At 70.2% G+C, this 26,339-nt stretch carries 24 protein-coding genes; 12 read left to right on the top strand and 12 right to left on the bottom strand.

Annotation, left to right across the window (positions count from 1 at the left end; translation table 11 throughout):
• Positions 1-81: 81 nt before the first annotated feature.
• Positions 82-1,041: a hypothetical protein gene (locus ACT3SP_RS16795; RefSeq protein ID WP_444588443.1), complete on the bottom strand. Its 960-nt coding sequence runs from the start codon at positions 1,039-1,041 to the stop codon at positions 82-84.
• 250 nt (positions 1,042-1,291) lie between these two features.
• On the opposite strand from ACT3SP_RS16795, the gene ACT3SP_RS16790 reads away from it, so the two are divergent.
• A complete protein-coding gene (locus ACT3SP_RS16790) occupies positions 1,292-1,816 on the top strand; it encodes a PH domain-containing protein (protein WP_444588442.1) in 525 nt (174 codons plus the stop codon).
• A gap of 97 nt (positions 1,817-1,913) precedes the next feature.
• Here the strand turns inward: ACT3SP_RS16790 and ACT3SP_RS16785 are convergent, their stop codons facing one another.
• The gene (locus ACT3SP_RS16785) at positions 1,914-2,456 is read right to left on the bottom strand and encodes a DUF2199 domain-containing protein (RefSeq protein ID WP_444588441.1); all 543 of its coding nucleotides are present in this window, start codon (positions 2,454-2,456) and stop codon (positions 1,914-1,916) included.
• Between the two features lie 250 nt (positions 2,457-2,706).
• On the opposite strand from ACT3SP_RS16785, the gene ACT3SP_RS16780 reads away from it, so the two are divergent.
• The 5 genes from ACT3SP_RS16780 to ACT3SP_RS16760 all read left to right on the top strand — a co-directional run bounded on the left by ACT3SP_RS16780 (position 2,707) and on the right by ACT3SP_RS16760 (position 8,309).
• Complete coding sequence (locus ACT3SP_RS16780) at positions 2,707-3,753, top strand: Atu2307/SP_0267 family LLM class monooxygenase (protein WP_444588440.1); 1,047 nt, start codon at positions 2,707-2,709, stop codon at positions 3,751-3,753.
• Between the two features lie 116 nt (positions 3,754-3,869).
• The gene (locus ACT3SP_RS16775; protein WP_444588439.1) at positions 3,870-4,334 is read left to right on the top strand and encodes a PH domain-containing protein; all 465 of its coding nucleotides are present in this window, start codon (positions 3,870-3,872) and stop codon (positions 4,332-4,334) included.
• 226 nt (positions 4,335-4,560) lie between these two features.
• Positions 4,561-5,502, top strand: coding sequence for a 3-methyladenine DNA glycosylase (locus tag ACT3SP_RS16770; protein WP_444588438.1), 942 nt, complete (start codon positions 4,561-4,563; stop codon positions 5,500-5,502).
• Positions 5,499-5,657 (top strand): hypothetical protein, encoded by a 159-nt coding sequence (locus ACT3SP_RS16765; protein WP_444588437.1) that lies wholly within the window; start codon positions 5,499-5,501, stop codon positions 5,655-5,657. The genes ACT3SP_RS16770 and ACT3SP_RS16765 overlap by 4 nt, the downstream gene beginning before the upstream one ends.
• A 90-nt stretch (positions 5,658-5,747) precedes the next feature.
• A complete protein-coding gene (locus ACT3SP_RS16760; protein WP_444588436.1) occupies positions 5,748-8,309 on the top strand; it encodes a DEAD/DEAH box helicase in 2,562 nt (853 codons plus the stop codon).
• Between the two features lie 93 nt (positions 8,310-8,402).
• Here ACT3SP_RS16760 and ACT3SP_RS16755 read toward each other — a convergent pair whose 3' ends face one another.
• The 10 genes from ACT3SP_RS16755 to ACT3SP_RS16710 form a co-directional block, all read right to left on the bottom strand.
• The gene (locus tag ACT3SP_RS16755) at positions 8,403-8,705 is read right to left on the bottom strand and encodes a hypothetical protein (RefSeq protein ID WP_444588435.1); all 303 of its coding nucleotides are present in this window, start codon (positions 8,703-8,705) and stop codon (positions 8,403-8,405) included.
• 117 nt (positions 8,706-8,822) lie between these two features.
• Positions 8,823-9,860 (bottom strand): trypsin-like serine peptidase, encoded by a 1,038-nt coding sequence (locus ACT3SP_RS16750; protein WP_444588434.1) that lies wholly within the window; start codon positions 9,858-9,860, stop codon positions 8,823-8,825.
• 315 nt (positions 9,861-10,175) lie between these two features.
• On the bottom strand, positions 10,176-10,703 hold the full coding sequence (locus ACT3SP_RS16745) for a glycine cleavage system protein R (RefSeq protein ID WP_444588433.1): 528 nt from the start codon (positions 10,701-10,703) through the stop codon (positions 10,176-10,178).
• 48 nt (positions 10,704-10,751) lie between these two features.
• The gene (gene cimA, locus ACT3SP_RS16740; protein ID WP_444588432.1) at positions 10,752-12,368 is read right to left on the bottom strand and encodes a citramalate synthase; all 1,617 of its coding nucleotides are present in this window, start codon (positions 12,366-12,368) and stop codon (positions 10,752-10,754) included.
• A 5-nt stretch (positions 12,369-12,373) separates the two neighbouring features.
• Positions 12,374-13,465: a branched-chain amino acid aminotransferase gene (locus tag ACT3SP_RS16735; RefSeq protein ID WP_444588431.1), complete on the bottom strand. Its 1,092-nt coding sequence runs from the start codon at positions 13,463-13,465 to the stop codon at positions 12,374-12,376.
• 52 nt (positions 13,466-13,517) lie between these two features.
• Positions 13,518-14,594, bottom strand: a complete 1,077-nt coding sequence (locus ACT3SP_RS16730; protein WP_444588430.1) for a 3-isopropylmalate dehydrogenase — start codon at positions 14,592-14,594, stop codon at positions 13,518-13,520.
• A 72-nt stretch (positions 14,595-14,666) separates the two neighbouring features.
• On the bottom strand, positions 14,667-16,274 hold the full coding sequence (gene serA / locus ACT3SP_RS16725; RefSeq protein ID WP_444588429.1) for a phosphoglycerate dehydrogenase: 1,608 nt from the start codon (positions 16,272-16,274) through the stop codon (positions 14,667-14,669).
• Positions 16,275-16,477: 203 nt separating this feature from the next.
• Positions 16,478-17,509, bottom strand: a complete 1,032-nt coding sequence (gene ilvC, locus ACT3SP_RS16720) for a ketol-acid reductoisomerase (RefSeq protein ID WP_444588428.1) — start codon at positions 17,507-17,509, stop codon at positions 16,478-16,480.
• A gap of 118 nt (positions 17,510-17,627) precedes the next feature.
• On the bottom strand, positions 17,628-18,179 hold the full coding sequence (gene ilvN, locus ACT3SP_RS16715) for an acetolactate synthase small subunit (protein WP_444588427.1): 552 nt from the start codon (positions 18,177-18,179) through the stop codon (positions 17,628-17,630).
• Between the two features lie 2 nt (positions 18,180-18,181).
• The gene (locus ACT3SP_RS16710) at positions 18,182-19,939 is read right to left on the bottom strand and encodes an acetolactate synthase large subunit (RefSeq protein WP_444588426.1); all 1,758 of its coding nucleotides are present in this window, start codon (positions 19,937-19,939) and stop codon (positions 18,182-18,184) included.
• A 520-nt stretch (positions 19,940-20,459) separates the two neighbouring features.
• Here ACT3SP_RS16710 and ACT3SP_RS16705 point away from each other — a divergent pair.
• Genes ACT3SP_RS16705 through ACT3SP_RS16680 form a run of 6 tightly spaced genes read left to right on the top strand, consistent with a single transcriptional unit; the run spans position 20,460 to position 26,314 of the window.
• Complete coding sequence (locus tag ACT3SP_RS16705; protein ID WP_444588425.1) at positions 20,460-21,599, top strand: ABC transporter permease; 1,140 nt, start codon at positions 20,460-20,462, stop codon at positions 21,597-21,599.
• A 3-nt stretch (positions 21,600-21,602) separates the two neighbouring features.
• Positions 21,603-22,541, top strand: coding sequence for an ABC transporter permease (locus ACT3SP_RS16700; protein ID WP_444588424.1), 939 nt, complete (start codon positions 21,603-21,605; stop codon positions 22,539-22,541).
• 10 nt (positions 22,542-22,551) lie between these two features.
• Positions 22,552-23,409, top strand: a complete 858-nt coding sequence (locus ACT3SP_RS16695) for an ABC transporter ATP-binding protein (protein WP_444588423.1) — start codon at positions 22,552-22,554, stop codon at positions 23,407-23,409.
• Positions 23,402-24,253, top strand: a complete 852-nt coding sequence (locus tag ACT3SP_RS16690) for an ABC transporter ATP-binding protein (RefSeq protein ID WP_444588422.1) — start codon at positions 23,402-23,404, stop codon at positions 24,251-24,253. Before ACT3SP_RS16695 ends, ACT3SP_RS16690 begins: the two co-directional genes overlap by 8 nt.
• A complete protein-coding gene (locus tag ACT3SP_RS16685) occupies positions 24,250-24,492 on the top strand; it encodes a hypothetical protein (RefSeq protein ID WP_444588421.1) in 243 nt (80 codons plus the stop codon). Before ACT3SP_RS16690 ends, ACT3SP_RS16685 begins: the two co-directional genes overlap by 4 nt.
• The gene (locus tag ACT3SP_RS16680; RefSeq protein ID WP_444588420.1) at positions 24,485-26,314 is read left to right on the top strand and encodes an ABC transporter substrate-binding protein; all 1,830 of its coding nucleotides are present in this window, start codon (positions 24,485-24,487) and stop codon (positions 26,312-26,314) included. The genes ACT3SP_RS16685 and ACT3SP_RS16680 overlap by 8 nt, the downstream gene beginning before the upstream one ends.
• Positions 26,315-26,339 lie beyond the last annotated feature (25 nt).

The raw sequence follows: 26,339 nt of genomic DNA, 5'->3' as shown, positions 1-26,339 counted from the left end.
GAGGAGTTCGACGAACTCCTGAGCGAGATCCTCACCGGGAGCTCCCTGCAGCAATGACTCAGGGCTGCAGCCCTCGGGCCTTCACCAAGGCATACGATCTCGGATCCACTCATTCGCGTCCGTCGCCGTGCCCTCGATCCAGTCCTGAGCTCCCGAGGGGATGATGTTCTCGACGACGTGCTGAGGCGCATCGATGATCGGATCGATGATCGGGACGGCGTCACGGATGGTCTCGGACCCCCAGCCGAAGCCGTCCTCCACTGCCCCCGTCACAGCACCGGTGGCGTCGGACAGCATGGAGTTCCCCGTCGTCTGCTCGAGCAGCCATCCGGGCATCTCCAGCATGTAGCGGCTCGTAGAGCCATCCCCCGGCCCCCCGGCAATGGCGGACATCTGGGCCTGTGCGGTCAGCGCCGACCACGCGATGTCCAGCGAACCCGTGACTGCCCCCAGACCCTCCCCGACGACCTTGACGTGAGGTGCCGGAACCATGGAGAGCACGCCGGCGGGGATGTCGAGGAGGTTCACTCCCGCGGTCACGAGCCCGTCGAAGGTACCGAACGGATCGCCGTCCTGGAAGGACTGCGCGGCATCGTAGAGTCCGATGCCGGCGGACATCGCATCGATGGCGAGGCCGAACCCCGCCGCGACGCCGGTCGGCTCCGGAACGAGACCCGCGATGTCTCCCGCGATCGAGACCCCGCTCCAGCCGAGATTCCCCCAGTACCCCGCTTCAGGGCCTCCCAGGAGATCGCCGAAGAAGCCATCGCTCTCCTTCGCCTCGTAGCCTTCGAGCCAGCCCTGGAAGTCGTCCCATGGTGACGAGCCCTGGCCTCCTCGCGAGCCCGGGTCGCTCCCGCCCTCCCCGTCGCCGCTGCACGTGTCCTGCTCCTCCGCCTCCTCCTCCAGAAGTGCGGCCCTCCGCTCGAGGCGCTCACAGGACTCCTGGCCGAGCGATCGCACTTCACCATCCCACCGCTGGCGGAACGCGTCGGCATCGGGGCCGACCCACTCGATCGCACGGACCGTGCCGTCGAGCATCTCGATCAGCTCCTCCAGCCGACGACCGCCGTTCCTGGTCGTCGTCCCATGGTCGCGCAGCTGGTCGGTGTCCGCCCCGAGAAACACCATGTCGAGTCCTTCCCCCCTCGCCTCGCACGCCGCCGCAGCGCGTGCTGTCCATCGTCCCGGCGATAGTAGGCAGGCGAGGTCTCATCCCGCCACGGGGAGAACTCCCCATCGGCCCCCCGGATACGATGTGGCCCGTCGTCCGTCCAGAGGAGGAGTTCCCGTGAGCGCACCCCGAGCGGACCGCGAGCGAGCTGCGAGTCCGATCTACCGGGCCGGTCCGTCTGTCCTGTACCGGGTCCTGGTCGGGGTTCTCCTGCTGCTGCTCGCCGCCTCCCTGCTGGGCGGGATGCTGCTGGCGCTCCTCGTGCCGGAACGGCCTCACCTCCTCCTCGCCGCCGTCGCGCTGGTGATGCTCGTCCTGCTCGGGGCCGGCCTCTGTCTGCTTCTGCGGCCCTCCTTCCGGGTGACCACGCGCGGAGTGGAGATGCGCGGCCTCCTGGCCACGCGCCGCATCGACTGGCCCGATATCGCCGTGGTGGAGATCGACCGCTCCCTCATGAACCGTGGTGCCGTCGTGATCGTCACCCGGGACGGACAGCGTGCCACGAGCGCGCTGACCGGCTCGCGTTTCGCGCTGTACCGCGGGGAGTCGACCTTCGACCACGGCCAGGACCTGCTGCAGCCGGCGCGGCCTGCCCGCGCTGCGATCGACACCCACCGTCGGTTCCTGCACGGGGCCCTCTGAACTCGGCGTCCATGGCGCCGCCGGGAATCGCCACCCAGGGCGGCCCCCGGGCGTCGTCGCCCGTCCCCGCGCCGCGCTCGGTCCTCCGCGTCCCCGATCAGACCTCCGTGTCCTCGAGGAGCATCGAGCGGATCCGCAGCTCGGCCTCCTGGCGGCTGATGCCCTCGCGCTGCTCCCGTACCAGGGCATGGCCGGAGGCAGGATCGGGCTCGATCAGCGGCGGCAGCTGCCCGGGAGCGGTGACGAGCACCGGGACCGCCTGCGGGTGCTCGCACCCCGGCAGGACGCTGGCCAGCGTGCCCCGATAGCTCCCGCGGAAGCGGAGATTGCCCCAGTTCTCCAGCAGGTCCACGTAGTCGGCCTCGCGCAGCTTCACCCATGGCACGTACAGCAGCCTCGCCTCCTCGTCCCGGACCGGGAGGGAGAGCACCCCGGTCACGTAGCAGTCCACCGTGTCGCCGTTGTCGATCAGGCACATCTCCTCGGTCGCCCGCGCCCGGAACACCCGTTCCCAGGGGTTCATCCGCAGGTACGCCTCCGGACCGTCGAACTCGAGCAGCGGCCAGGGGTTGGCCTCCGTCCCGTCGGCCCCCTCGTGGCGACGGCCGCAGCCCTCGCAGTCGTAGTCGATGCCGGTCATCGCTGCTGCTCCTCCCCGCCCGCGGCGACCTGCCGCCGGACGGCTCCACCGTAGGAATCCACGCTGGTCCGCGGTCACGAGGAGCCCGTCGCTGTGGACGGCGGCGGGCTGGGGAGGAACGGTCGCGGGCCGCGCAGGACGAACCGGCCCCGCTCCCCGGCACCGGCGGACGTCTCCGACCGGACTGGACGTCGAGGCCGCCCCCTCCTATGCTTGAAGCATCAACTATTCGTGCGGGGAGCGCAGACAGATGAGCATCGATCCCGGGTCCATCACCTTCGGACTGGACACCTTCGGCGACGTGACCGTGGACGACGCGGGCGATCCCGTGGCCCCGGCCCAGGTGATCCGCGACATCGTCGCCCAGGGAGAGCTCGCCGACCAGGTGGGCATCGACCACTTCTCGGTCGGCGAGCACCACCGCCCCGACTTCGCCGTGAGCGCCCCCGACATGGTGCTCGCCGCGCTCGCCGCCCGCACCGAGCGGATCACGCTCGGGACGGCCGTCATCGTGCTGAGCTCCGACGACCCGTTGCGCGTCGTCGAGCGCTTCTCCACCCTCGACGCCCTCTCGCGGGGGCGGGCCGAGCTCACCGTGGGGCGCGGCTCCTTCACCGAGTCGTTCCCGCTGTTCGGCTTCGCGATGCAGGACTACGAGACCCTCTTCGAGGAGAAGCTGGATCTGCTCGTCGCGGCGCTCTCCGGCGAGCCGATCACCTGGTCCGGCACGACGCGCGCGCCGCTGGAGGATCAGTCGCTGCACCCGGCGCTCGAGCGGGAGCTGCCCACCTGGGTCGCCGTCGGCGGGAGCCCGGACTCGGTGATCCGCACCGCCCGGCACGGCCTGCCGCTCATGCTCGCGATCATCGGCGGGCCCGCGCAGCGCTTCGCGCCCTTCGTCGATCTCTTCCACGAGGCAACGGCGAAGCTCGGCGGCGAGCGCCGGCCCGTCGGCGTCCACTCCCCCGGGCACATCGCCGTGGACGACGCCGTCGCACGCGAGCAGCTCGCCCCGCACTGGATCCACCACCGCAACGAGATCGGCCGCGAGCGCGGCTGGGGCCCCTCGGGCATCGCCGAGTTCGACGGCGAGATGCAGCACGGCGCGCTGTACGCCGGCTCCCCCGAGACGGTCGCACGGAAGATCGCCTCGACGATCACGACCCTCGGCATCGACCGCTTCGACCTGAAGTACGCCAGCGGCCCCATGCCGCACGAGCAGCTGATGGAGTCGATCCGCCTCTACGGCACCGAGGTGATCCCGCGGGTTCGGGAGCTGCTCGCGGAGCAGCGGTAGGGAGTCTCCCGTGCGAGGACGACGTCGCCCCGACCGACAGGGTTCTTCCCGGATGCCCCCGCCTCCTCCCCCGCCCACGGTGCTGTGCACCGCGTCCCGCGCTGTGGGTCCGTCTCGTGCTGCTGGCCGTGGGCATCTCCGTCGCACTCATGATCGGCGGCGGGTCGATCGCGCTGCTGCTCTCGGACGGCGGCCCCTCGCCCGTCGGCTGGGTCACGCTCGTGCTCGCCGCCCCGTGCGCGCTCGTCGCACTCGCCCTCGTGCTCCTCGGGCAGCGCCCCCGCTTCACCGTGTCGACGACGGGCCTCGAGATCCGAACTCCCCTGCGCACTCGACGCCTCCCATGGGCCGAGATAGCGGTCGTCGAGGTCGACCATGGTTGGGTGCACCAGGGCCAGACCGTCGTGGTGCTCCGCGACGGGCGGCGGATCGGCGCTCCGATCACCGAGGCCCGATCGGCGAGGCGACGCGGCGAGCGCATCGCCGACCACGGCCCGGGATCCCGTGAGCCGGCGATCACGACCCGTGCGGCGATCGACGCCCATCGACGATGGCTGCGGGGCGAACTGTCCGGCCGGTGAGGATGCGCGCCCGGACGGCTGCCCTGTGGGCGAACCGGTCCGGACCGAGCGGGATGAGATGACCTCGCAGGTCGACGACCTGCACGAGCGAGCGATCGTCGCGGCGGGTGCGCTCGCGGAATGCGTCGGCGGGCCGCGATGGGGAGGGCTTCCCATGCCCCCGCCAGGGGAGAGCGGACCTACGATGAGACGCCACCGCTCCCCCGCTCCCCGAGGAACGCGCCCGATGCCGCATCCCACACCCCTCCGCACGCTCTCGGCCGACGAGGCACGAGGGCAGCGGTGCGCGCACGAGGAGCGGGCCGATGCGCTCACCGCCGCGCACCGCGAGCGGAAGCAGCGGGGCGAGAAGCATGCGGTCGAGGACTTCCTGTTCACCTACTACCCCTTCTCGCCCGCACGGCTGCGTCGCTGGCATCCGGGGTGGCGCACGGGCTACGAGACGGCGGCCGACGTCGACGCCGAGGGACGGCCGCTGATCGCCGACGTGGACGAAGCGGGGCATCGCTCCTGGTACGTCGACTCCCCCGGTCCCGACGCGGTACGGCGGGCCGACGTCGAGCGCTATCTCGCCGAGCGGGCCGACGCCTTCGGCTTCATGACACGGCTCCTGCGCGCCTCGACCCTCACGCGGCGTCGGCCGGAGTTCGGCTGCTTCGGGCTGCACGAGTGGGCGATGGTGCACCGGGTCCCCGAGGGCACGCAGCGCCACGAGGACCTGCCCCTGCGCCTCTCCCCCGCCGAGACCGACGCGGTGGTGGAGCGGGAGAACCTGATCTGCTCGCACCTGGACGCCTTCCGCTTCTTCACCCCGTCGGCCGCGCCGCGAAATGCGTTCGAGCCCACGCGCGCGACCCAGGTCGAGAACGACAACCCCGCCTGTCTGCATGTGGGGATGGACCTGTACAAGTGGGCCATGAAGCTCACCCCGCTGGTGCCCTCGGACCTGGTGCTGGACTGCTTCGAGCACGCCCGCGAGACCCGGGTGCTGGACATGGAGGCGAGCCCGTACGACGTGCGGCCGCTGGGCTACGGGGTGGTGCCGATCGAGACGCCCGCGGGCAAGGCGGAGTACGTGCGGCGCCAGCGCGAGCTCGCCACCCGGGCCGACGCTCTGCGCGAGCGCCTGCTGGACGTGCTCGATCCGCTGACCGGGAGGTCCCCGTGACTGCCGAGCACGGAGCCGGCACCGAGCGGGGCGAGCTGCTCTACGAGTGCCGCATCGAGGTGCGCGGCTATCCGAGCGACCGCTGGAACCTCTGGGAGCAGGTGGCGCGGGTGGAGACGAGCGATCACCGGTACCGGCGCCGTGCCACCCGCTGAGGCGCGGAGCGGGTCCGGCACGGCGCGGTCGAGGTGCAGTGCAGGACCGAGGCGGCTCGGCTCGTCGGCCCGCCCTGGCAGACTGGGCACATGCCGATCCTCACGCCCTTCCTCCCCGATCTCTCCTCCGAGGACGGATCGGACGGCATCGTCGACGGGTTCGTGCGGGCGCAGGAGTCGGTGGGGCGCACGCTCTACCCGCACCAGGAGGAGGCGCTGCTCGCGATCGCCGCCGGCGACCACGTCATCGCCGCGACACCCACCGGCTCGGGCAAGACCACCATCGCCTACTCCGCGATCTTCGCCGCCATGGCCCGCGGGGAGCGGTCCTACTACACCGCCCCGATCAAGGCGCTGGTGAGCGAGAAGTTCTTCGACCTCGTCGCCCAGTTCGGCGCCGAATCCGTCGGCATGATGACCGGCGACTCAGCGGTCAACCACGACGCCCCGATCATCGTGTGCACCGCGGAGATCTTCGCCAACCACGCCCTGCGCGACGGGGCAGGCAGCGACGTGGGCCTCGCGGTGATGGACGAGTTCCACTACTACGGCGACCCGCAGCGCGGCTGGGCCTGGCAGGTGCCGCTGGTGGAGCTGCCCGCGTGCCAGTTCGTGCTCATGAGCGCGACCCTGGGGGACGTCACCGTCCTCTCCCGCGACCTGGAGGAGCGCACCGAGAGGCAGGTGGAGGTCATCGACGACGCCCCGCGCCCGGTGCCGTTGGACTTCCGCTGGTCGCTCGAACCGCTGCCGGACACGATCCAGACGATCCTCACGGACCGCGACGCGCCCGTCTACATCGTCCACTTCACGCAGAAGGACGCGCTCGAGCAGGCACAGGCCCTGCAGGGGCAGAAGATCCTCAGCAGCGAGGAGAAGGAGCGGATCCGGGAGATCATCGGGGACTTCCGATTCTCCAAGGGGTTCGGCCAGATCCTCTCGCGCCTGGTGCGCGAGGGCATCGGCGTGCACCACGCCGGCATGCTGCCCAAGTACCGCCGTCTGGTGGAGAAGCTCGCCCAGTCCGGGCTGCTGCGGATCATCTGCGGCACGGACACGCTCGGGGTGGGGATCAACGTGCCCATCCGCACCGTGCTGCTGACGGGCCTGGCAAAGTTCGACGGCAAGCGGATGCGGCTGCTGAACGCGCGCGAGTTCCACCAGATCGCCGGGCGGGCCGGGCGGGCCGGTTTCGACACCCTCGGCCATGTGGTGGTGCAGGCCCCGACCTGGACGATCGAGTTCGAGAGGGAGCGGGCCAAGCTGCGGGCGCGGGAGGAGGCCGGCAAGGCCCCCAACAGTGCGAAGAAGCGGAAGAAGGAGCCCAAGCCGCGCATCCCCGAAGGAGCGGTGAACTGGTCAGAGGCGAACATGACCAAGCTGGTGGAGAACGCGCCGGAGCCGCTGCGCCCGCACCTGAGGATCACCGCAGGGATGGTGCTGGCTCTGATCGCACGACCGGGGGACGCGATCGCCTCGGGTCGGCATCTGCTCATGACCAGCCATCAGACGACCACGCAGAAGCTGAAGCTGGTGCGCGAGGCCGTGGAGATCTTCCGCGGGCTGCGGGAGGCGGAGATCATCGACGTGCTCGACGAGCCGGATCATCTCGGCCGGCGCTTCGCCCTGGTGGAGGACCTGCAGCTGGACTTCACCATGAACCAGCCTCTGGCGCCCTTCGCGATCGCGATGATCGACTCCCTGGACGAGGAGTCCGACACCCTGACCCTGGACACCGTCTCGATCATCGAGTCTGTTCTCGAGGATCCCCGCCAGATCCTGCTCGCGCAGCAGAACGCCGCCAAGGGCGAGCTGCTCGCGGAGCTCAAGGCCGACGGGGTCGAGTACACCGAGCGGATGGCGAGGCTGGACGAGGTCACCTGGCCGAAGCCCCTCGAGGAGGACCTCGAGGCGGCGCTGGAGATCTACGCCCGCACCCGGCCGTGGGTGCGCACCGAGGACCTCTCGCCGAAGTCCGTGGTGCGGGAGATCTACGAGACCGGGCAGACCTTCAGCGAGTTCGTGCAGCGCTACGGCCTGCAGCGCTCCGAGGGCATCGTGCTGCGCTATCTCTCCGACGCCTATCAGGCGATGCGCCGCACCATCCCGCAGGACCTGCGCACCGAGGCCCTCGAGGACATGATCGAGTGGCTCGGGGTGCTGGTGCGCGGCATCGACTCCTCGCTGCTGGACGAATGGGAGGCCCTGACCCACCCGGAGGACGCCGATCCCGACGGCGCCTCGGAGATCCGCCCCACCACTCCTCGCGGGCTGTCGGCGCAGACGAAGGCGCTGCGCACGATGGTGCGCGCCGCGATGTGGCAGCGCATCGAACACTTCGCCTTCGAGCGCGAGGCGCGCCTGGCGGAGCTCGACGCGGCCTCCGGGTGGGACCGCGCGCGGTGGGCCGCGGCGATGGACGACTACTACGACGCGCACGACCACGTCGGGATCGACGGGGCGGCCCGCTCACCGCAGCTGCTGCAGATCACCGAGGAGTCGATGGTGTGGAGGATCCGTCAGGTCATCGACGATCCCGCGCGGGACCATGACTGGGCCATCGAGGCCGAGCTCGATCTCGAGGCGACCGACGAGGCCGGGGAGCCCGTGCTCGCCATCACGCATGTCGGGGAGCTCTCCGCCCGCCCCTGATCGCGGAGGACGGGTCCGCGCAGCACAGGAGGCCGGGACCACGGGGGTCCCGGCCTCCTGTCGGCGACCGCCGGAGCGGTCACGACGCGGGGGTCACTGAGGATTGGCCTCGACCTGAGGGTTCGCCTCGACCCGCTTCTGCGGATTGGCCTCGATCTTCTTCTGCGGATTGGCCTCGACCCGCTTCTGCGGGTTCGCCTCGATCTTCTTCTGCGGGTTGACCTCGACCATGAGCTTCGAGGAGATCTGGGGATTCACCTCGACGGCCGAAGCGGCTCCGGCACCGGCGACCCCGAGGGCCAGGCCGAGGGCGAGCCCTCCGGCGAGCCTGGCCACCCGACCCACCGGGCTCCACGGGCGGGGGGAGGCGAACTGCACGTCCTTGTCAGCATTCACTGTGATGGTCCTCTCGGGGGCTGAGCGCTCGGGGGAAGCGCGCGGACTCCAGGATACCGCGCGTGATCCCATTCACAAGACATCCGTCCGTGAAGTCCATCCCGGGCAGCGACGAGCTCAGGCCGCCGCGGCCTCGGCGTAGACGTCCTGGGCGACATCCCCGAGGTACGGGCCGTACATGACGTTCGGCTGCGCGGTGTAGCCGAAGCTGTTCACGGAGATCTGCATCCCGTCGGCGCCGTCACCGACGAACCAGGGGCCGCCGGAGGACCCTCCGGTCATGTCGCAGTCGATGGCCTGGTCGTCCGTCCCGCCCAGGGTGTCGTCGGAGCCGTAGTCCTGGCACTGCTCGAGGGTCTCGCCGTCGAAGGGTGCCGCCGCGGGGTACCCGAAGGAGGTGTAGAGGGCGCCGCGCTCGGTGTTGAACTCGATGCCGGAGCCGCCCACCGCGTCGGTGAGGCTCGTGCTGCCGGACTCGGGAGCGACCACCGCGAAGGCGATGTCGTAGTTCATGTCCTCCTGGCCGACCCACTGCTCGGGGGCGTACAGCTCGGTCGCGCTCCACAGTCCGTAGGGGGTCTCACCCTGGTCGTAGGCGGGGGCGAAGACCCAGTTCGAGGCCCACTGCCCCGACTCGCTGGTGCAGTGCCCGGCGGTGGAGACGGTCGAGCCGTTCTGCGAGGCGACGGCGTTGCCGGAGCAGACGTAGTCGTTGCCGCCCACGGTGAAGAAGACCTTGCCGATGTGGTCGGTGCCGGACGCGGCCGCGCTCGGGTCCGCCTCGAAGCTCCAGTCCGCCTCGCCGCTCTGCGTCTGCGTCGCCGCGAGCGGGTCGACCCGGGGCACCTGCACGGTCTCCGAGGACTCGACCTGGCCGTCGGGGGCCTGCTCGCCCTCGATCAGGGTGTCCGCGGGGATCGCGGACTCCATCCTCTCGGCGGTCCAGTACTCGGTCGCGCCCTCCTGGTCGGACTGCGAGAAGGTGGTGGTCCCGAGGTCGTCGCCGGGATCGGCAGCAGCCATGCCGGCGCCGCCGAGGGACAGGGCCGCGGCGAAGGCGAGGCCGCCGGCGAGTCGGGCGCCGCGGCCCAGCCGCTGCAGCGGGGCGAGGTCGTCCTGGGGGCGGGGAGCGCGGGGGTGGGGATGATCGGTCACCGTGGTGGTCCTTCCGAGGAGCCGAGGGGAACGGGCGCGACCGTCGTCGGTCGCGACCACACCGTAGGCCGGGTGACACACCTCACGACAGGGGGCCGAAAGTACCAAGTGACCGACGGGTCACCTCGCGCGGCATCGGCCTCTCGCACCCTCGAGGACACGCAGCGCCGGCAGGAGCCTCCCCCGACCGCAGGTGCCACCGCTTTCCGGACAGCTGTGCACGTCAGCGGGGTCGAGATCCGCCCCTCGCGACCGCCGCCCCGGGATTTCCGACGAAAGTACCGGTCCTTCCCGGCGCGCCGGGAGTCCGCCCGATCAGGCGGGGGCGTCGAGCTCCAGGTCGACCATGAGCTCGGCGGCGATGGTCTCGAGCGCCTCGCGGACCCCGCTCTCGTCGGTCCCGGCGGGAAGGCGCAGCTCGGCCTCCGCCTCGAAGAGCATCCCGCCGCCCTCGGGCGCCTCCCGCGTCCAGCTGCGCAGGGCGTCGATGGTGGCCCCCTGCGAGCGCAGCGCCGAGGTCACCTCGCGGACCATGCCGGTGCGGTCCTGGCCCAGGAGGTGCAGGCGCAGCTCGCGGCTCGGGCCGGCGGGCGCGGATCCCCCACCGCCCGCGGTCGCCTCGACCTCGAGCCCCACTCCCTCGGCCAGGCCGGGCAGGGCGTCGAGGAACGCGGCCGAGTGCTCGTCCGGGACGTCCACCTGGACGATCCCGGCGAACTTGCCGGCGAGGAGGGCGAGCTGGCTGTCGACCCAGTTCCCTCCGTGCTCGTCGACGGCGGCGGCGAGGGCGGCGACGAGGCCGGGGCGATCGTCGCCGATGGCGGTCAGCACGTAGGTGGTCATGCGCTCAGAGTAGCGTCCGGCGTCCTCGCGGAGCCACGGATCCGGTGATCAGACCCCGGATTTGTACAGTCCGTAGGTGTACGCGTCGTAGACGGCCTCCCAGGAGGCCTCGATGACGTTGGGGCCGACCCCGACCGTCTGGAACTCGAGGCCGCGCCCCGAGGTGCGCACGAGCACCCGGGTGGTCGCGTCGGTCCCGTGCTGGGCATCGAGGATGCGCACCTTGAAGTCGCGCAGCTCGAACTCGTCGACCTCCGGGTGGCGCTCGCGCAGCGCGGCGCGCAGCGCGAGGTCCAGGGCGTTGACCGGACCATTGCCCTCCGCGATCGCGACCTTGCGCTCGTGCGGACCCTCGCCGTCGCCCAGCAGCTTGACCGTCGCCTCGGACTCGAGAGTCCCGTCGCGGCCGAGCTGCGAGGTGGCCCGCCAGGACTCGACCGTCGAGTAGCTGGGCACTTCCCCCAGCTGGTCCAGCAGGAGCAGCTCGAAGGACGCGTCGGCCGCCTCGTAGGAGTAGCCCTCCGCCTCGCGCTGCTTGATCGTCGCGGCGAGGCGCGAGAGCAGCTCCGGGTCACCGGCCAGGTCGAAGCCGAGCTCGCGGCCCTTGAGCTCGATCGAGGCTCGGCCCGCCATGTCGGAGATGATCATCCGCATGTCGTTGCCGACCACCTTGGGATCGGTGTGCTGGTACAGATCCGGGTCCACCCGGATCGCGCTCGCGTGCAGGCCCGCCTTGTGGGCGAAGGCGCTCGCGCCGACGTACGGGGCGCGCGGGGTCACCGGCATGTTCACGATCTCGCCGATCGCATGGGCGATGCGCGTGGCCTCGGCGAAGGTCTCGTCCGGCACCAGCTCCATGCCCATCTTCAGCTGGAGGTCCGCCATCAGCGTGACCAAGTCGGCGTTGCCGGTCCGCTCCCCATAGCCGTTGATGCAGCCCTGCACGTGGGTGATCCCGGCCCGGACCGCGGAGATCGCGTTGGCGACGGCGCATCCGGTGTCGTTGTGCGTGTGGGCGCCCAGGCGCGCGTCCTCGGCGCCGGCCGCGGCCAGCCGGGCGCGCAGGTCCTCGATGACGCCGGTGACCTGGTGCGGGAGCATCCCACCGTTGGTGTCGCAGAGCACCAGCACCTCGGCACCCGCCTCATGGGCCGCGACCAGCACCGAGGTGGTGTAGTCCGGATCGTGGAGGAAGCCGTCGAAGAAGTGCTCGGCGTCGACGAAGACCTCACGGCCCAGCCCCACCAGGTGCGCGACCGTGTCCCGCACCATCGCGAGGTTCTCCTCGCCGGTGGTGCGCAGTGCCCCGGTGACATGCCGCAGGTCCGACTTGGCGACCAGGGTGATGGTCGGGGCGCCGGCGTCCACGAGAGCGGCGACCTGCAGATCCTCCTCGACGGCGACACCGGCCTTGCGCGTGGCGCCGAAGGCCGCGAGCCGGGAACGACGCAGCTCGAGCTCGCCGGCCGCGCGGGCGAAGAACTCGGTGTCGCGGGGGACGGCACCGGGCCACCCGCCCTCGATGTAGGTCACGCCGAGCTCGTCGAGATGGCGGGCGACCGCCAGCTTGTCCGCGACCGAGAGGGTGAGCCCCTCCTGCTGGGATCCGTCCCGCAGCGTGGTGTCGTAGAGGTGGAAGGCGGGGATCGGGGGGATGCTCGTCATCGCGCTCACACCAGCCGGGTCAGCCAGCCGTGACGGTCCGGGACGCGGCCGTACTGGATGTCGGTGAGCTCCTTGCGCAGGGCCAGGGTGGTCTCCCCCGAGCCGCCATCCCCCACGGTCCAGGAGCCGCCCATGGCCCGGAACTCGCCGATGGGATTGATGACCGCGGCGGTGCCGCAGGCGAACATCTCGGTGATCTCCCCGCTGCCGAGCTGCTCGAGCACCTCACTCATCACCAGGCGCTGCTCGACGACCTCGAGACCGCGGTCCCCCGCCAGGCGCAGGATCGAGGCGCGCGTGACGCCCTCGAGGATGGAGCCGGTCAGCGCCGGGGTGAGGAGGCGGCCGTCGCGCGTGAGGGCGAACACGTTCATCCCGGAGAGCTCGTCGATGCTGGTGTGCGTCTCCGAGTCCAGGAACAGGACCTCGTCGGCGTCGTGCTCGGCGGCCTCCCGCTTGCCCAGCAGGGAAGAGGCGTAGTTGCCGCCGCACTTCGCGGCGCCGGTGCCGCCGGCGCCGGCACGCGCGTACTCGTCGCTGATCCAGACGACCAGCGGCTGCACCCCGCGCGGGAAGTAGGGGCCGGCCGGCGAGGCGATGACGTAGTAGTCCACGGTGTGGGAGGCCCGCACACCGAGGAACTCCTCGGAGGCGAACATGAAGGGCCGCAGGTACAGCGACTCCTCGCTCGTGGCCTCGGGGACCCAGGGCTCGTCGGCCGCGGCGACGGCGGTGAGCGAGGCGAGGAAGTCCTCGACGGGCAGCTCGGGCAGGGCCAGGCGGCGCGCCGAGCGCCGCATGCGCTCGGCGTTCGCCTCGGGGCGGAAGGTCCACACCGAGCCGTCGGCGTGGCGGAACGCCTTCAGCCCCTCGAAGATCTCCTGGCCGTAGTGCAGCACCGCGGCCGCCGGCGAGAGCTGGAGGGGGCCGTAGGGCAGCACCTCGCCCGCACCCCAGCCGTCCTCCACGGTCCAGCGGGCGTGGGCCATGAAGTCGGTGAAGTGGGTGCCGAAGCCGGGGGCGGCGAGGATCCGGGCGCGCTCGTCGTCACCGACGCGGCGGGCGGTGCTGGTCTGGGTGAAGTCGAGCGCGCTCACGGGGTTCTCCTCGGTGCAGTGGGGACGGTGTCAGTGTGCCAGGGGGCGGGGTTCAGCGCCCGGAGATGGCGGCGACGAGGGCGTCGCCGATCTGCGTGGTCCCGCGGGCGGCGAGCTCCTCGGAGGCGGCTCGCTCGGCGAGATCGTTCTCGACCGCGGCGCGCACCGCGGCGGCCGGCTCGAGATGGCCCAGGTGATCCAGCAGCAGCGCCACGGACAGCACGGTGGCGGTGGGGTCGGCGAGGTCCTTCCCGGCGATGTCCGGGGCCGAGCCGTGCACGGGCTCGAACATCGAGGGGAAGGCGCCGGTGGGGTTGATGTTCCCGCTCGCGGCCAGCCCGATGCCGCCGCCGACGGCGCCAGCGAGATCGGTGACGATGTCGCCGAAGAGGTTGTCGGTGACGATCACGTCGAAGCGGGAGGGGTCCTGGACCAGGTAGATCATCATCGCGTCGACGTGGGCGTAGTCCACCTCGACGTCGGGGTGCTCGGCGCCGACCTGCTCCACGATGCGGCGGTAGAGATGACCGGCGTGGACCAGCACGTTGTGCTTGTGGACCAGTGTGAGCTTCCCGCGGCGGCGCTCGGCCTGCTCGAAGGCGTAGCGGACCACGCGCTCGACGCCGACGGCGGTGTTCAGGGACACCTCGGTGGCGACCTCGTGCTCGGTGCCGGTGCGCAGGGACCCGCCGTTGCCCACGTAGGGGCCCTCGGTGCCCTCGCGCACCACCACGAAGTCCATCTCGCCGGGCTCCGCCAGCGGCGAGACCACTCCCGGGAACAGACGGGTGGGGCGGAGGTTCACGAAGTGATCGAAGGCGAAGCGCAGCTTCAGCAGCAGCCCGCGCTCGAGCACGCCCGAGGGCACCCCCGGGTCGCCGACCGCTCCGAGCAGGATCGCGTCGTGCTCGGCGAGGCGGGCCATGTCCTCGTCGGTGAGGGTCTCCCCGGTGCGGTGCCAGCGCCCCGCGCCCAGATCGAAGTCGGTGGTGGCGACCTCGACGCCGATCGGCTCGAGAGCGGCGCGCAGGGCGCGCAGCCCCTGAGGGACGACCTCCTTGCCGATGCCGTCGCCCTCGATGACGGCAAGACGCAGCGTGCTGGGGGTCGTGGTGCTGGGTGTGCTCATGACGGGGCTTCCTCCTGGGAGAGCGTGGGGACGTGGGCCGGGGCGGGGGCGACCGAACCGGACCGGGCCGGCTCAGTAGACGAGATCGACGGCGTGGATCGAGCGGGCGTCGATGGCGGCGCCGAGCTCCTCGGCGAAGTCCCGGTCCACGGACTCGTCGAGGTCCAGGACCACGAGCGCCTCGGCACCGCGGCTGCTGCCGGCCCGCGAGACCTGCATGCCGGCGATGTTGACCCCCGCCTCGCCGAGCCGGGCGCCGTACGTGCCGATCAGGCCCGGTCCGTCCTGGTAGCGGATGATCAGCAGGTGATCGCTCAACGGCACGTCCAGCGCGTGACCGAAGACCTCGGTGAGCTTGTGCTCCTGGTCGACGCCGCTGAGGGTGCCGGAGACGGTGACGACCTCGCCGCCGCGCAGGGTGCCGCGCAGGGTGATGACGTTGCGGAAGCGCTCGCTGTTCTCGTCGGTCACCAGCTGCACGGCGATGCCGCGCTCCTCGGCCAGCACCGGGGCGTTGACGTAGCTGACCTGCTCGGTGACGACCGAGCGGAACACTCCGCGCAGGGCGGAGAGCTTGAGGGCGGTGACGTCGCGCGAGGCGACCTCGCCGTGGACCTCGATGTCGAGCACCTCGGGCGCCTCGCCGGCCAGGACGGTGAACAGCTGACCGAGCCGGTCGGCGAGGGCCACGCCGGGGCGGACCAGGTCGTCGATCGCACCGCCGGCGACGTTCACCGCGTCGGGGACCAGCTCGCCGGCCAGGGCCAGTCGCACGGACTTCGCGACCGCGACGCCTGCCTTCTCCTGGGCTTCGCTGGTGGAGGCGCCCAGGTGCGGGGTCAGGGTGATGTTGTCCAGCTCGAGCAGGCGCCGCGCGCTCTCGGAGCTCGTGGGCGGCTCCGAGGAGTACACGTCCAGGCCCGCCCCGGCGATGCGGCCGCTGCTGAGCGCCTCGTAGAGCGCGTCCTCGTCGATGAGACCGCCGCGGGCGGCGTTGACGATGTGGAGGTTCGGCTTGGCGAGCGCGAACTGCTCGGCCCCGATCAGGCCGGTGGTCTCCGGGGTCTTGGGCATGTGGACCGTGACCACGTCCGCCTCGCGCATCAGCTCGTCGAGCTCGACGACGCGGGCGCCGAGCTCGGCGGCCCGGGCATGGTTGACATAGGGGTCGTAGGCCAGCAGCGTCACGCCGAAGGGCCGCAGCCGCTCGGCGACCAGCTGGCCGATGCGGCCGAAGCCCACGATGCCGACGGTCTTCTCCAGCAGCTCGACCCCGGTGAGCTGCTTGCGCTCCCACCTGCCGCCCTTGACCGAGGCATCGGCCCGGCCGAGATTGCGCAGCGAGGACAGGATCAGCGTGATCGCGAGCTCCGCCGCGGAGACGATGTTGGAGGTGGGCGCGTTGATGACCATGACGCCGGCGCTGGTGGCGCCGGGCACGTCCACGTTGTCCAGGCCCACGCCCGCGCGGGCGACGACCTTGAGGTGCGCGGCCGCGGCGTAGACCTCGGCATCGACCCGGGTCGCGGAGCGGACCAGCAGCGCGTCGGCCTCCGCGACCGCGGCCAGCAGCGCCGGACGGTCGGTGCCGTCGACGTTCCTGATCTCGACCTCGGACCCCAGGACCTCGACGGTCGCGGGCGACAGCTCTTCTGCGATGAGCACGACAGGACGCGTCACGGATACTCCTCCAGTACGGATGGTGGTCGTCGCGCGCATCCTCGAGGGCGACGGGTACGCGCACAGCCTAGACCCCTGTCCGCCATGCGGTCATGGGAGTCAGGATGCGAGATGCGGGTCGCGGGCGCCTCGGCCCGCGGTGCGGACGGAGACGGCGGGGGCACCCCCAGGGGTGCGCCCGCCGTCGCCGTGGGAGGGATCGCTCAGCGCGCGGCGCTGCCCTCGGTGTAGTCGTCGTCGACGGCCTGGGCGCTCCACGCGAACATCTTGCGCAGATCCTTGCCGACGGTCTCGATCTGGTGCTTCGCCTCGTCCTCGCGCAGCTTCGTGAACTCGGGCGCCCCGGCGTCCTGGTCCTCGATGAAGCGCTTCGCGAAGGCACCGGACTGGATGTCGCCCAGGATGTCCTTCATCGCCTTCTTCGTCTCGTCGGTGACCACGCGGGGGCCGGAGACGTAGTCGCCGTACTCGGCGGTGTCGGAGATCGACCAGCGCTGCTTGGCGATGCCGCCCTCGTTCATGAGGTCGACGATCAGCTTGAGCTCGTGGAGCACCTCGAAGTAGGCGATCTCGGGCTGGTATCCCGCCTCGGCGAGCGTCTCGAAGCCGGCCTGGACGAGGTGGCTCATCCCGCCGCAGAGCACGGCCTGCTCGCCGAACAGGTCGGTCTCGGTCTCCTCGGTGAAGGTGGTCCTGATGACGCCGGCGCGGGTGCCGCCGATGCCCTTGGCATAGGAGAGCGCGAGGTCCCAGGCGGAGCCGGTGGCGTCCTGCTCGACGGCGACGATGTCCGGGATGCCGCGACCGGCGACGTACTCGCGGCGCACGGTGTGGCCCGGGGCCTTGGGGGCGATCAGCAGCACGTCGACGCCCGCGGGGACCTCGATGTAGCCGAAGCGGATGTTGAAGCCGTGGGCGAAGGCCAGCGCCTTGCCCTCGGACAGGTGCGGCTGGATCGACTCGGCGAAGACCTTCCGCTGGTCCTGGTCCGGGGTGAGGATCATGATCAGGTCGGCCCACTCGGCCACCTCGGCGACGGTGCCGACGCCCAGGCCCTGCTCCTCGACCTTCGCGCGGGACTTCGAGCCCTCGCGCAGGCCGACCCGGACCTCGACGCCGCTGTCGCGCAGGTTCAGCGCGTGGGCGTGGCCCTGCGAGCCGAAGCCGACGACCGCGACCTTCTTGCCCTGGATGATGGACAGGTCGGCGTCGTCGTCGTAGAAGATCTCTGCCACGGTGTGCTCCTTCGTTGTGGGGTGCGGGCGACGGGTGGATCCTATCGCCCGGTGTCTTACGTCGTGAGAGGCGGTCTCTGGATGTGGGACCGCGGTGGCCTCCGGGTGGGGCGGACGATCAGCCCAGCAGCGCCCGATCGGTGATCGCGCGTCCGCCGCGGCCGATGGCGACCTCGCCGGACTTCACGATCTCCCGGATGCCGAAGGACTCCAGCATCCCCAGCAGCGCGGAGAGCTTGTCCTGGGTGCCGGTGGCCTCGACGGTCACCGAGTCGGCGGCCGCATCGACCACCTTGGCCCGGAACATCTGCACGATCTCCAGCACCGAGGTGCGCGTGGAGTTGTCCGCGGTGACCTTGATGAGGATCAGCTCGCGCTGGACCGTCTGACGGGCGTCGAGCTGGACGATCTTGAGCACGTTCACCAGCTTGTTGAGCTGCTTGGTGATCTGCTCGAGGCGCCGCTGGTCGACGTCGACCACCACCGTGATGCGGGAGATCTCCGGGTGCTCGGTCGGTCCGACCGCGAGGGAGGAGATGTTGTACCCGCGGCGGGAGAACAGCGCGGCGACGCGGGTGAGGACACCGGGCTTGTTCTCCACCAGGACCGAGAGCGTCTGGCTCTCGGGGGTCATGACGTAGTCCGAGGTGTTCGTCGTGTTCGTGGTCATGCTCAGATGTCCCTCTCCCACTCGGGGCTCATGCCCTGCGCGATCTGGATCTCGTCGTTGGAGACGCCGGCCGGCACCATGGGCCAGACCATGGCGTCGGCGCTGACGGTGAAGTCCACGACGACCGGGCGGTCGTTGATCTCCATCGCCTGGGCGATGGTGGCGTCGATGTCCTCGTCGCGCTCGCAGCGCAGGCCCGCGCATCCGTAGGCGTCCGCGAGCTTGACGAAGTCCGGGATCCGGCGCGTGCCGTGACCGGTGTTGAGGTCGGTGTTGGAGTAGCGCTTGTCGTAGAACAGGTTCTGCCACTGGCGCACCATGCCGAGGCTCGAGTTGTTGATGACCGCGACCTTGATCGGGATGTCGTTGATGACGCAGGTGGCGAGCTCCTGGTTGGTCATCTGGAAGCAGCCGTCCCCGTCGATGGACCACACGGTGCGGTCGGGACGGCCGACCTTCGCGCCCATCGCGGCGGGCACCGAATAGCCCATGGTGCCCAGCCCCCCGGAGTTGATCCAGGTCCTGGGGTGCTCGTAGGTCACGAACTGGCTGGACCACATCTGGTGCTGCCCCACGCCGGCCACGTAGATCGACTCGGGGCCCGAGATCGCGCTGATGCGCGAGATGACCTTCTGCGGAGCGGTGAAGCCGTCCTCGGTCTCGGTCCATCCCAGCGGGTAGTTCTCCCGCAGCATGTCCAGCGTGCTCCACCAGGCCCCGTAGTCCCGGGGATCGCCGTGATCCAGGCGCTCACGCACCTCCGAGGAGAGGGCGCGGGCGATGTCCGCGGCCTGGCCGACGATGGGCACGTCCGCGACGACGTTCTTGGAGATCTCCGCCGGGTCGACGTCGGCATGGACCACCTTCGCGTTCGGGGCGAAGGAGTCCAGGCGCCCGGTGACGCGGTCGTCGAAGCGGGCGCCGATCGCGACGATCAGGTCGGCCCGCTGCAGCGCCGAGACCGCGGAGACCGTGCCGTGCATGCCCGGCATGCCGAGATGGCTGGGATGCGAGTCCGGCAGGGCGCCCCGGCCCATCAGCGTGGTCACGAAGGGGGCGCCCGAGACGTCCACCAGCTCGCGGACCTCCTCGGTCGCATCCCCCCGCAGCACGCCGCCGCCCAGCAGGAACACCGGGCGCTTGGCCTCGAGCAGCAGGGACGCCGCCTCCCGGATCTGCTTGGAATGGGGGCGGGCGTCGGGACGGTAGCCGGGCAGGTCCAGGGTCTCGGGCCACTCGAAGGTGGTCTGCGCCTGCTGGGCGTCCTTGGTGACGTCCACCAGCACCACGCCGGGGCGGCCCGAGGAGGCGATGTGGAAGGCCTGCTTGATGACCTTCGGGATCTCGTCGGCGTCGGAGACCAGGAAGTTGTGCTTGGTGACCGGCATCGTCATGCCGACGATGTCCGCCTCCTGGAAGGCGTCGGTGCCGATGAAGGCGGAGCCGACCTGACCGGTGATGGCGACCATCGGGATGGAGTCCATCTGGGCGTCGGCGATGGCGGTGATGAGGTTGGTGGCGCCGGGGCCCGAGGTCGCCAGGCACACGCCCACCTTGCCGGTGGCGTGCGCGTAGCCGCTCGCGGCGTGCCCGGCCCCCTGCTCATGGCGGACCAGCACGTGGCGCAGGCCCTCCGCGTCCATCAGCGGGTCGTAGGTGGGCAGGATCGCCCCGCCGGGAAGGCCGAAGACGACCTCTGCTCCGGCGTGCTTGAGGGACTCGACCAGCGCCTGCGCGCCGGTCATCTGCTGTCCGGTCATCGGAACTCCTTCGTCGTCTCGGACGGTGGGCGTGGCGGGGACTGCTGCTGCGGCGATCTCCCGGCCCCTCCTGCGTCCGCGACCCGTCCGGGGCACGAAAAAGCCCCTCCGCCAGGGACTCGGGGAGGGGCGCGGATGACAGCTCGTAGAGACGAACGGGCGTCAGCCGCGCTCGGGAACTACGAGAAGGATCTTCTGCATGCGCCCATGCTAGGCCCTCCCCTGCGGACCCCGCCACCCGTCCGGATGGCGAGATCCCGTGGGACGGGACTCTCGCGGATGCGCTCGGCAAATGCGCCGCCGACCACCACCGGGTCGCCCTCCGCCCACCTGCCGCAGAGGTCACGGACGCATAACGGAGCGCCGAACGCGCAGAAACAATCACCTCGACGTGGTGGACTCCGGGCACCGACGGCGCACTCCACGCCGGTCGACACAGGAGTCGGGATCAGGAGTCGGGAGTGCATGGTGACCCAGCTCGAAGCAGCTGCAGCCGCTTCAGCCGACCAGGGAGAGGTCCATGAGCGCAGGTGAGTCCACGACGAACGCGGAGAGCACGGCGGGCGCGAGGGCCGAGCCGGGCGAACCCCCTGGTCGGACCGGGACGGTCACCACCGCCGCAGCCGTGAGGCGTCACCGGCGGCAGACGGCGATGTACGCGCTCTCGCGCATCGTGCGCGCGCTGTTCACGATCTTCGTCGTCGCCAGCGGCACGTTCTTCCTGGTCCGCCTCCTTCCCGGCAGCCCGGTCGACGTCTACATCAATGAGCAGATCAGCACCTACGGGATGAGCTACGAACAGGCCGCGGCACAGGCGGCCGGCCTGTTCTCCTTCGATCCCAACGCCCCGCTGATGGTGCAGTACGCCGACTACATGATCGCGCTGGTGCAGGGCGATTTCGGCAACTCGATCACCGCACCGGGAACCCCCGTGATCACCATGATCGGGCAGTACCTGCCGTGGACGCTGTTCAGCGTCGGTCTCGCGCTGGTCCTGAGCTTCGTCCTCGGTGTCGGTCTGGGCATGGTGATGGCGTACCGGCGCGGCACCTGGTTCGATCATCTGGCCACGGGGTTCGGCTCGGTCACCCAGTCCATCCCCTCGTTCCTGATGGCGATCATGATCATCGTCTTCTTCGGGGTCCAGCTCGGCTGGTTGCCGCTCGCGGCGATGCGGGGTGCCTACACGCCGGGCGTCACGATCGGCTTCAACGCGGAGTTCATCGGGGACGCCCTGTTCCACGCGGCCCTGCCGATCATCTGCTACGTGCTGACCTCGCTGGGCGGCTGGATGCTGGTGATGAAGTCCTCGACGGTGCAGGTTCTCGGCGACGACTACGTCCAGGTCGCCCGGGCCCGCGGGCTCAAGGACTCGAGGATCCAGTTCCAGTACGTGGGCCGCAACGCCATGCTGCCGCTGTTCACGTCCTTCATGCTCTCCATCGGGTTCGTCGTCGGCGGCTCGATCCTGGTCGAGACCATCACGAGATATCCGGGGATCGGAATGCTGCTCTACAGCTCGATCTCCTCCCGCGACTACACCACCATCCAGGGCGTGCTCCTGCTGACCACGATCGCCGTCGTCATCGCCAACCTGCTCGCCGACTTCCTGTACTCCACGATCGACCCACGCGTGCGCCTCACCGGGAAGGACGGCTGATCGATGAGCATCACCCAGGCCACCGGGGACATCCCCCCGGGTGACGAGGCACCGCACGTCGACGAGGAGATCCTCGACGAGGGCCGGGTGCGTCCGAACGGATTCACGGTCTTCTGGCGGAGCATGCGCCGCTCCACGACGGGCTTCATCGGCTTCTGCACCTTCGTCGTGATCGTGCTGGTCTGCCTGGTCGGCCCCTTCCTGACACCGGCCAACCCGGCGGACGTGCCGAGCCGCCTGCAGGCACCGAGCTGGCAGCACTGGCTCGGCACCGACAACATGGGTCGCGATGTCATGATCGATGTGATCAACGGCGGGCGCTCGGTGCTCCTGGTCGGCTTCCTGGCGGCGCTCATCTCCACCGGCGTCGCGGTCTTCTTCGGGTCCCTGGCCGCCTATGTGGGCGGCAAGGTCGACGCGGTGATCGTCACCGCGACCGACATCGTGCTGACGGTCCCTTCGATCATCCTGCTCGCAGTGATCGCATCCTTCTACTCCGTCGGCTCCGACTGGGGGCTGGCGCTCCTGATCGGCGCGCTGGGCTGGCCGGGACTGCTCAGAGCCGTCCGCTCCCAGGCCTTCTCGCTCAGGGAGCGCGAGTTCATCGAAGCGGCGAAGCTCCTGGATCTGGGGACGACCAGGATCGTCCTGCGGGAGATCATCCCGAACATGTCCAGCTACATCCTCATGAACTTCGTGCTCGGCGCCATCAACGCCGTCTACGCACTGGTGGGCCTGTACCTGCTGGGACTCGCCCCCCTGACCGGGACGAACTGGGGCGTGACGATGCACTGGGCCCAGAAGGCCGGGGCCCAGTTCTCGGCCGATTCGGTCTGGTGGGTGATGGGCCCTGTCCTGGCGATCTCGTTGCTCCAGCTCTCGCTGGTGACGATGTCGCGCTCCTTCGAGGAGATCCTCAACCCGCGCCTGCGGCACAACTGAAGGGGACCAGATGGGTGACGAACCTCTGCTGAGAGTGCGCAACCTCAGCGTGGAGTACCACGGCGCGGACAGCGCCGACACGGCGGTGCGGGCCGTCTCGGACGTCTCCTTCGACGTCCACCCGGGAGAGTCGATCGCCCTGATCGGGGAGAGCGGATGCGGCAAGACCACCCTGGCCCTCGCCCTGCTGCAGCTGCTGCCGAAGCTCGGGCGCATCCCGGAGGGGACGGTCGAGTTCCGCACCCGCGACGGAGAGATGGTGGACCTGCTCGCGCTCTCGGACAGCAGGATGCGCCAGTTCCGCTGGTCCGAGATCGCGATGGTCTTCCAGGGCGCGATGAACTCCTTCAACCCCGTGCTCCGCATCTGGGACCAGATGGTCGACACCGTCCGCGCCCACGAGCCGCGCGCCTCGACGAGGAGCATCCGCGAGCGCAGCGAGCACGTGCTGCGGGAGGTGGAGCTCGACCCGGCTCGCGTGCTCAAGGCCTACCCGCACGAGCTCTCGGGCGGCATGCGCCAACGGGTGCTGATCGCGATGGCCCTGCTGCTGGAGCCCCAGCTGCTCCTGCTCGACGAGCCCACCACCGCACTGGACATCCTCACCCAGCGCCGGATCGTCGACCTCATCTACGAGCTGCACGGCCGTCTCGACTTCGCGATGATCTTCGTCTCCCACGACCTGGCCGTCGCCGCCGAGCTCGCCAGCCGCGTCGCCACCATGTACGGCGGCGAGATGGTCGAGGTCGGAGACGTCCGGGAGATCTTCTACCGGCCGCAGCATCCCTACACCAAGAAGCTCATCGGTGCCGTGCCCACGGTCACCGAGGACCGCGACCCCTCCCAGGAGGCGAGGACCGATGGCTGAGGACCACAAGCTGCTGGAGTTCGACGGGATCAACCAGATCTTCCACACCGGGAAGGAGGACCTCCACGCCGTCAAGGACGTGGACCTGTCGGTGGACGCGGGAGAGGTGCTCTGCCTGGTGGGCCAGTCCGGCTCCGGCAAGAGCACCCTGGCCAAGATCGGCGCCGGGCTGCGTCAGCCGACCTCCGGGCAGGTGCGATTCGACGGGCGGGACATCTATGACAGGGCGCATCGGAAGACCTGGAGCTCCTTCCGCCGGTCCGTGCAGTACGTGCACCAGGATCCCTACGCCTCCCTGAACCCGATCCAGACGGTCTACTCGATCCTCTCCGCCCCGCTGCTGAAGCACAGGGTGGTGCGGGGACGGGCGGAGGCCGAGGAGAAGATCACCGAACTGCTCGCGGCGGTCGGGCTCGAACCGGCGGGGGCCTACCTGGAGAAGTTCCCGCACCAGATGTCCGGTGGGCAGCGCCAGCGCGTCTCGGTGGCGCGTGCACTGACCCTGGACCCGAAGCTGATCCTGGCCGACGAGTCGACCTCGATGCTCGACGTGTCCATCCGCACCGACCTGCTGGCGATGCTCACCGAGCTGCGCACGCACAGGGGCGTCGGGTTCCTGTTCATCACCCATGACCTGGCGATGGCCAAGTTCTTCGGCGCCGAGGGATCGATGGCCGTGATGCGTTACGGGGAGATCGTCGAGTACGGCCCCACCCTCGAGGTGATCAACGACCCGCAGCACGAGTACACCCGGGCGCTGCTGGAGGCGGTTCCGGAGGCGGACCCGGATCTCGCCCGCCGCAAGCGCGCGGCACGGCTCGCGCGGGAGGGGGACGCGGCGTGATGCAGCTGCCGCTGGAGATGGGGAAGGCCGGGCTCGGCCTGGTCAGCTTCCTCGTCGTGATGTGCCTGGGGGTTCTCGCCCTCGGGCGTCCCCCCGTGGGCGGCGGTCCGTTCGTGATGACCGTCCTGGTGCTCGTGGTGGCAGTCACCACCGGCACCGTCCTGATGCTGGCGATGCGCCGCACGGTGCGCTCGCACGATGTCCCGATGATCGATGACGAAGGAGAGCACCATGACTGAGAACACGAGAGTGGAGAAGAACCTCACCAGACGCCTCTTCGGCCTGCTGGGCCTCAGCGCCGCCGGAACCGGCCTGGTCGCCTGCCAGGCGGACACGGGCGGTGGCGACGGCGAGGGAGGGGGTGATCCCGGGACGAACAATCCCGACGGCGTCTTCCACGGCGCCTGGCCCTACGAGGCCCCGCCCACCGGCCACTTCAACTACGCCCCCGGGGTGATCGGGGGCATCATCCTCGGTCCCGGCCTGTGGCACCACATGGTGCTCGCCCCGGGCGGTCTGTGGGACTGGTCGGCGGAGGAGTGGCTGTACCTGCTCGCGGAAGGGTTCGAGTTCACCGAGAACAGGTTCGTCTACACCCTCAAGCCGGATCTGAAGTGGTCCGACGGCAGCGATCTCACCGCGGCGGACGTCGAGTCGACGTTCTGGCTGCGCTGGCTGATGAACCAGCAGGAGTGGACGATGGTCTCGGGCCTCGAGGCGACGGGTGACCTGGAGGTCACCTTCGAGCTGAACGACCCCTCGACAGTGGTCGAGCGACGGATCATGAAGGCCCCGATCCTTCCCGCGGCGGTCTACGGCGAGTTCGGGGAGAAGGCGAAGGCGCTCCAGGAGGACGGCCAGGAGACGGACAGCGACGAGGCGAACTCCCTGCGCGACGAGGTCCAGGAGTGGCGCCCGGAGGACAACGAGACCGAGGTGCTGTTCTCGGGCCCGTTCGCGATCGACTTCGGCTCGGTCTCCGACGCCTCGATCACCCTGCCGAAGAACGAGCACGGCCTGCTCGCCGATCAGGTCGCCTTCGAGTCCCTGGTCGTCTACAACGGCGAGACCGATGACATCACCCCGCTGGTCCTGGACGGCACCATCGACTACGCCACTCACGGCTTCCCCGTCTCGACGCAGCAGGAGTGGGAGGCCCAGGGGGTGGAGACCAAGCTCTCGGGCACCTACTCGGGGATGTCCCTGCTGCTGTCGATGGGACGGCACGAGGAGTTCAAGGACCCGCTGTTCCGTCAGGCGCTCGCCTGCGCGATCGACAAGGAGTCCGCCGGGACCATCTCGCTGGACAAGTCCGTGCAGATCCCCGACATGTCGGGGATGCCGCAGCTGCTGTCCGAGCAGTGGCTGGACGACGGGACCCGCTCCGAGCTCGATGCCTACGACTTCGACGACAGCCGCGCCGCCTCCCTCCTCGAGGAGGCCGGGTGGACGTTCTCCAACGGCACCTGGGCCACGCCCTCCGGTGACGCCGCCAGCTACTCGATCACCTTCCAGTCCGACTTCGCCGACTACCCGCCCAGTGCGCAGTTCATCGCGGAGCAGCTCACGGAGTTCGGGATCACGATCGAGCTGGACGGCATCGAGAGCCCGAACATGACCGAGCGTGTCCACACGGGGAACTTCGACATCGTCACCTTCAGCTGGGGCGGCGGCGAGACGCATCCGCACTACGCCTACTCCTCGGCGTTCATCACCGAGAACGAACCGATCTCACGCAACCAGGGAGGTCGCGGCATGGACTACGACCTGGTGCGCGAGATCGAGGGGATGGGCGAGGTGGACATCCAGAGACTGGTGACCGAGTCCGGCGAAGGCCTGGACGAGGATCGCCAGCGCGAGCTGATCAATCGGCTCGCGCTGATCTTCAACAGCGAGCTCCCCAAGGTCCCGGTCTGGGAGCGGCTCGGCAACAATCCCGCCCAAGCGGGTCCGCGCGTGCTCTCGTTCCCCGGCGACGACGACCCGATCTGGGCGAGCGGCTCGTACTCGGACAATCCCGTCGTCCAGGCGATGTACAAGGGCGACGTGATGCCGTCCTGAGCGCGGGTCCGAGCTGGCCGCACGG

This window comes from Brachybacterium sp. AOP43-C2-M15 (genome assembly GCF_052446295.1).
In the GTDB taxonomy this organism is placed as follows: domain Bacteria; phylum Actinomycetota; class Actinomycetes; order Actinomycetales; family Dermabacteraceae; genus Brachybacterium.
This window is presented reverse-complemented; position numbering and strand designations above follow the sequence as displayed.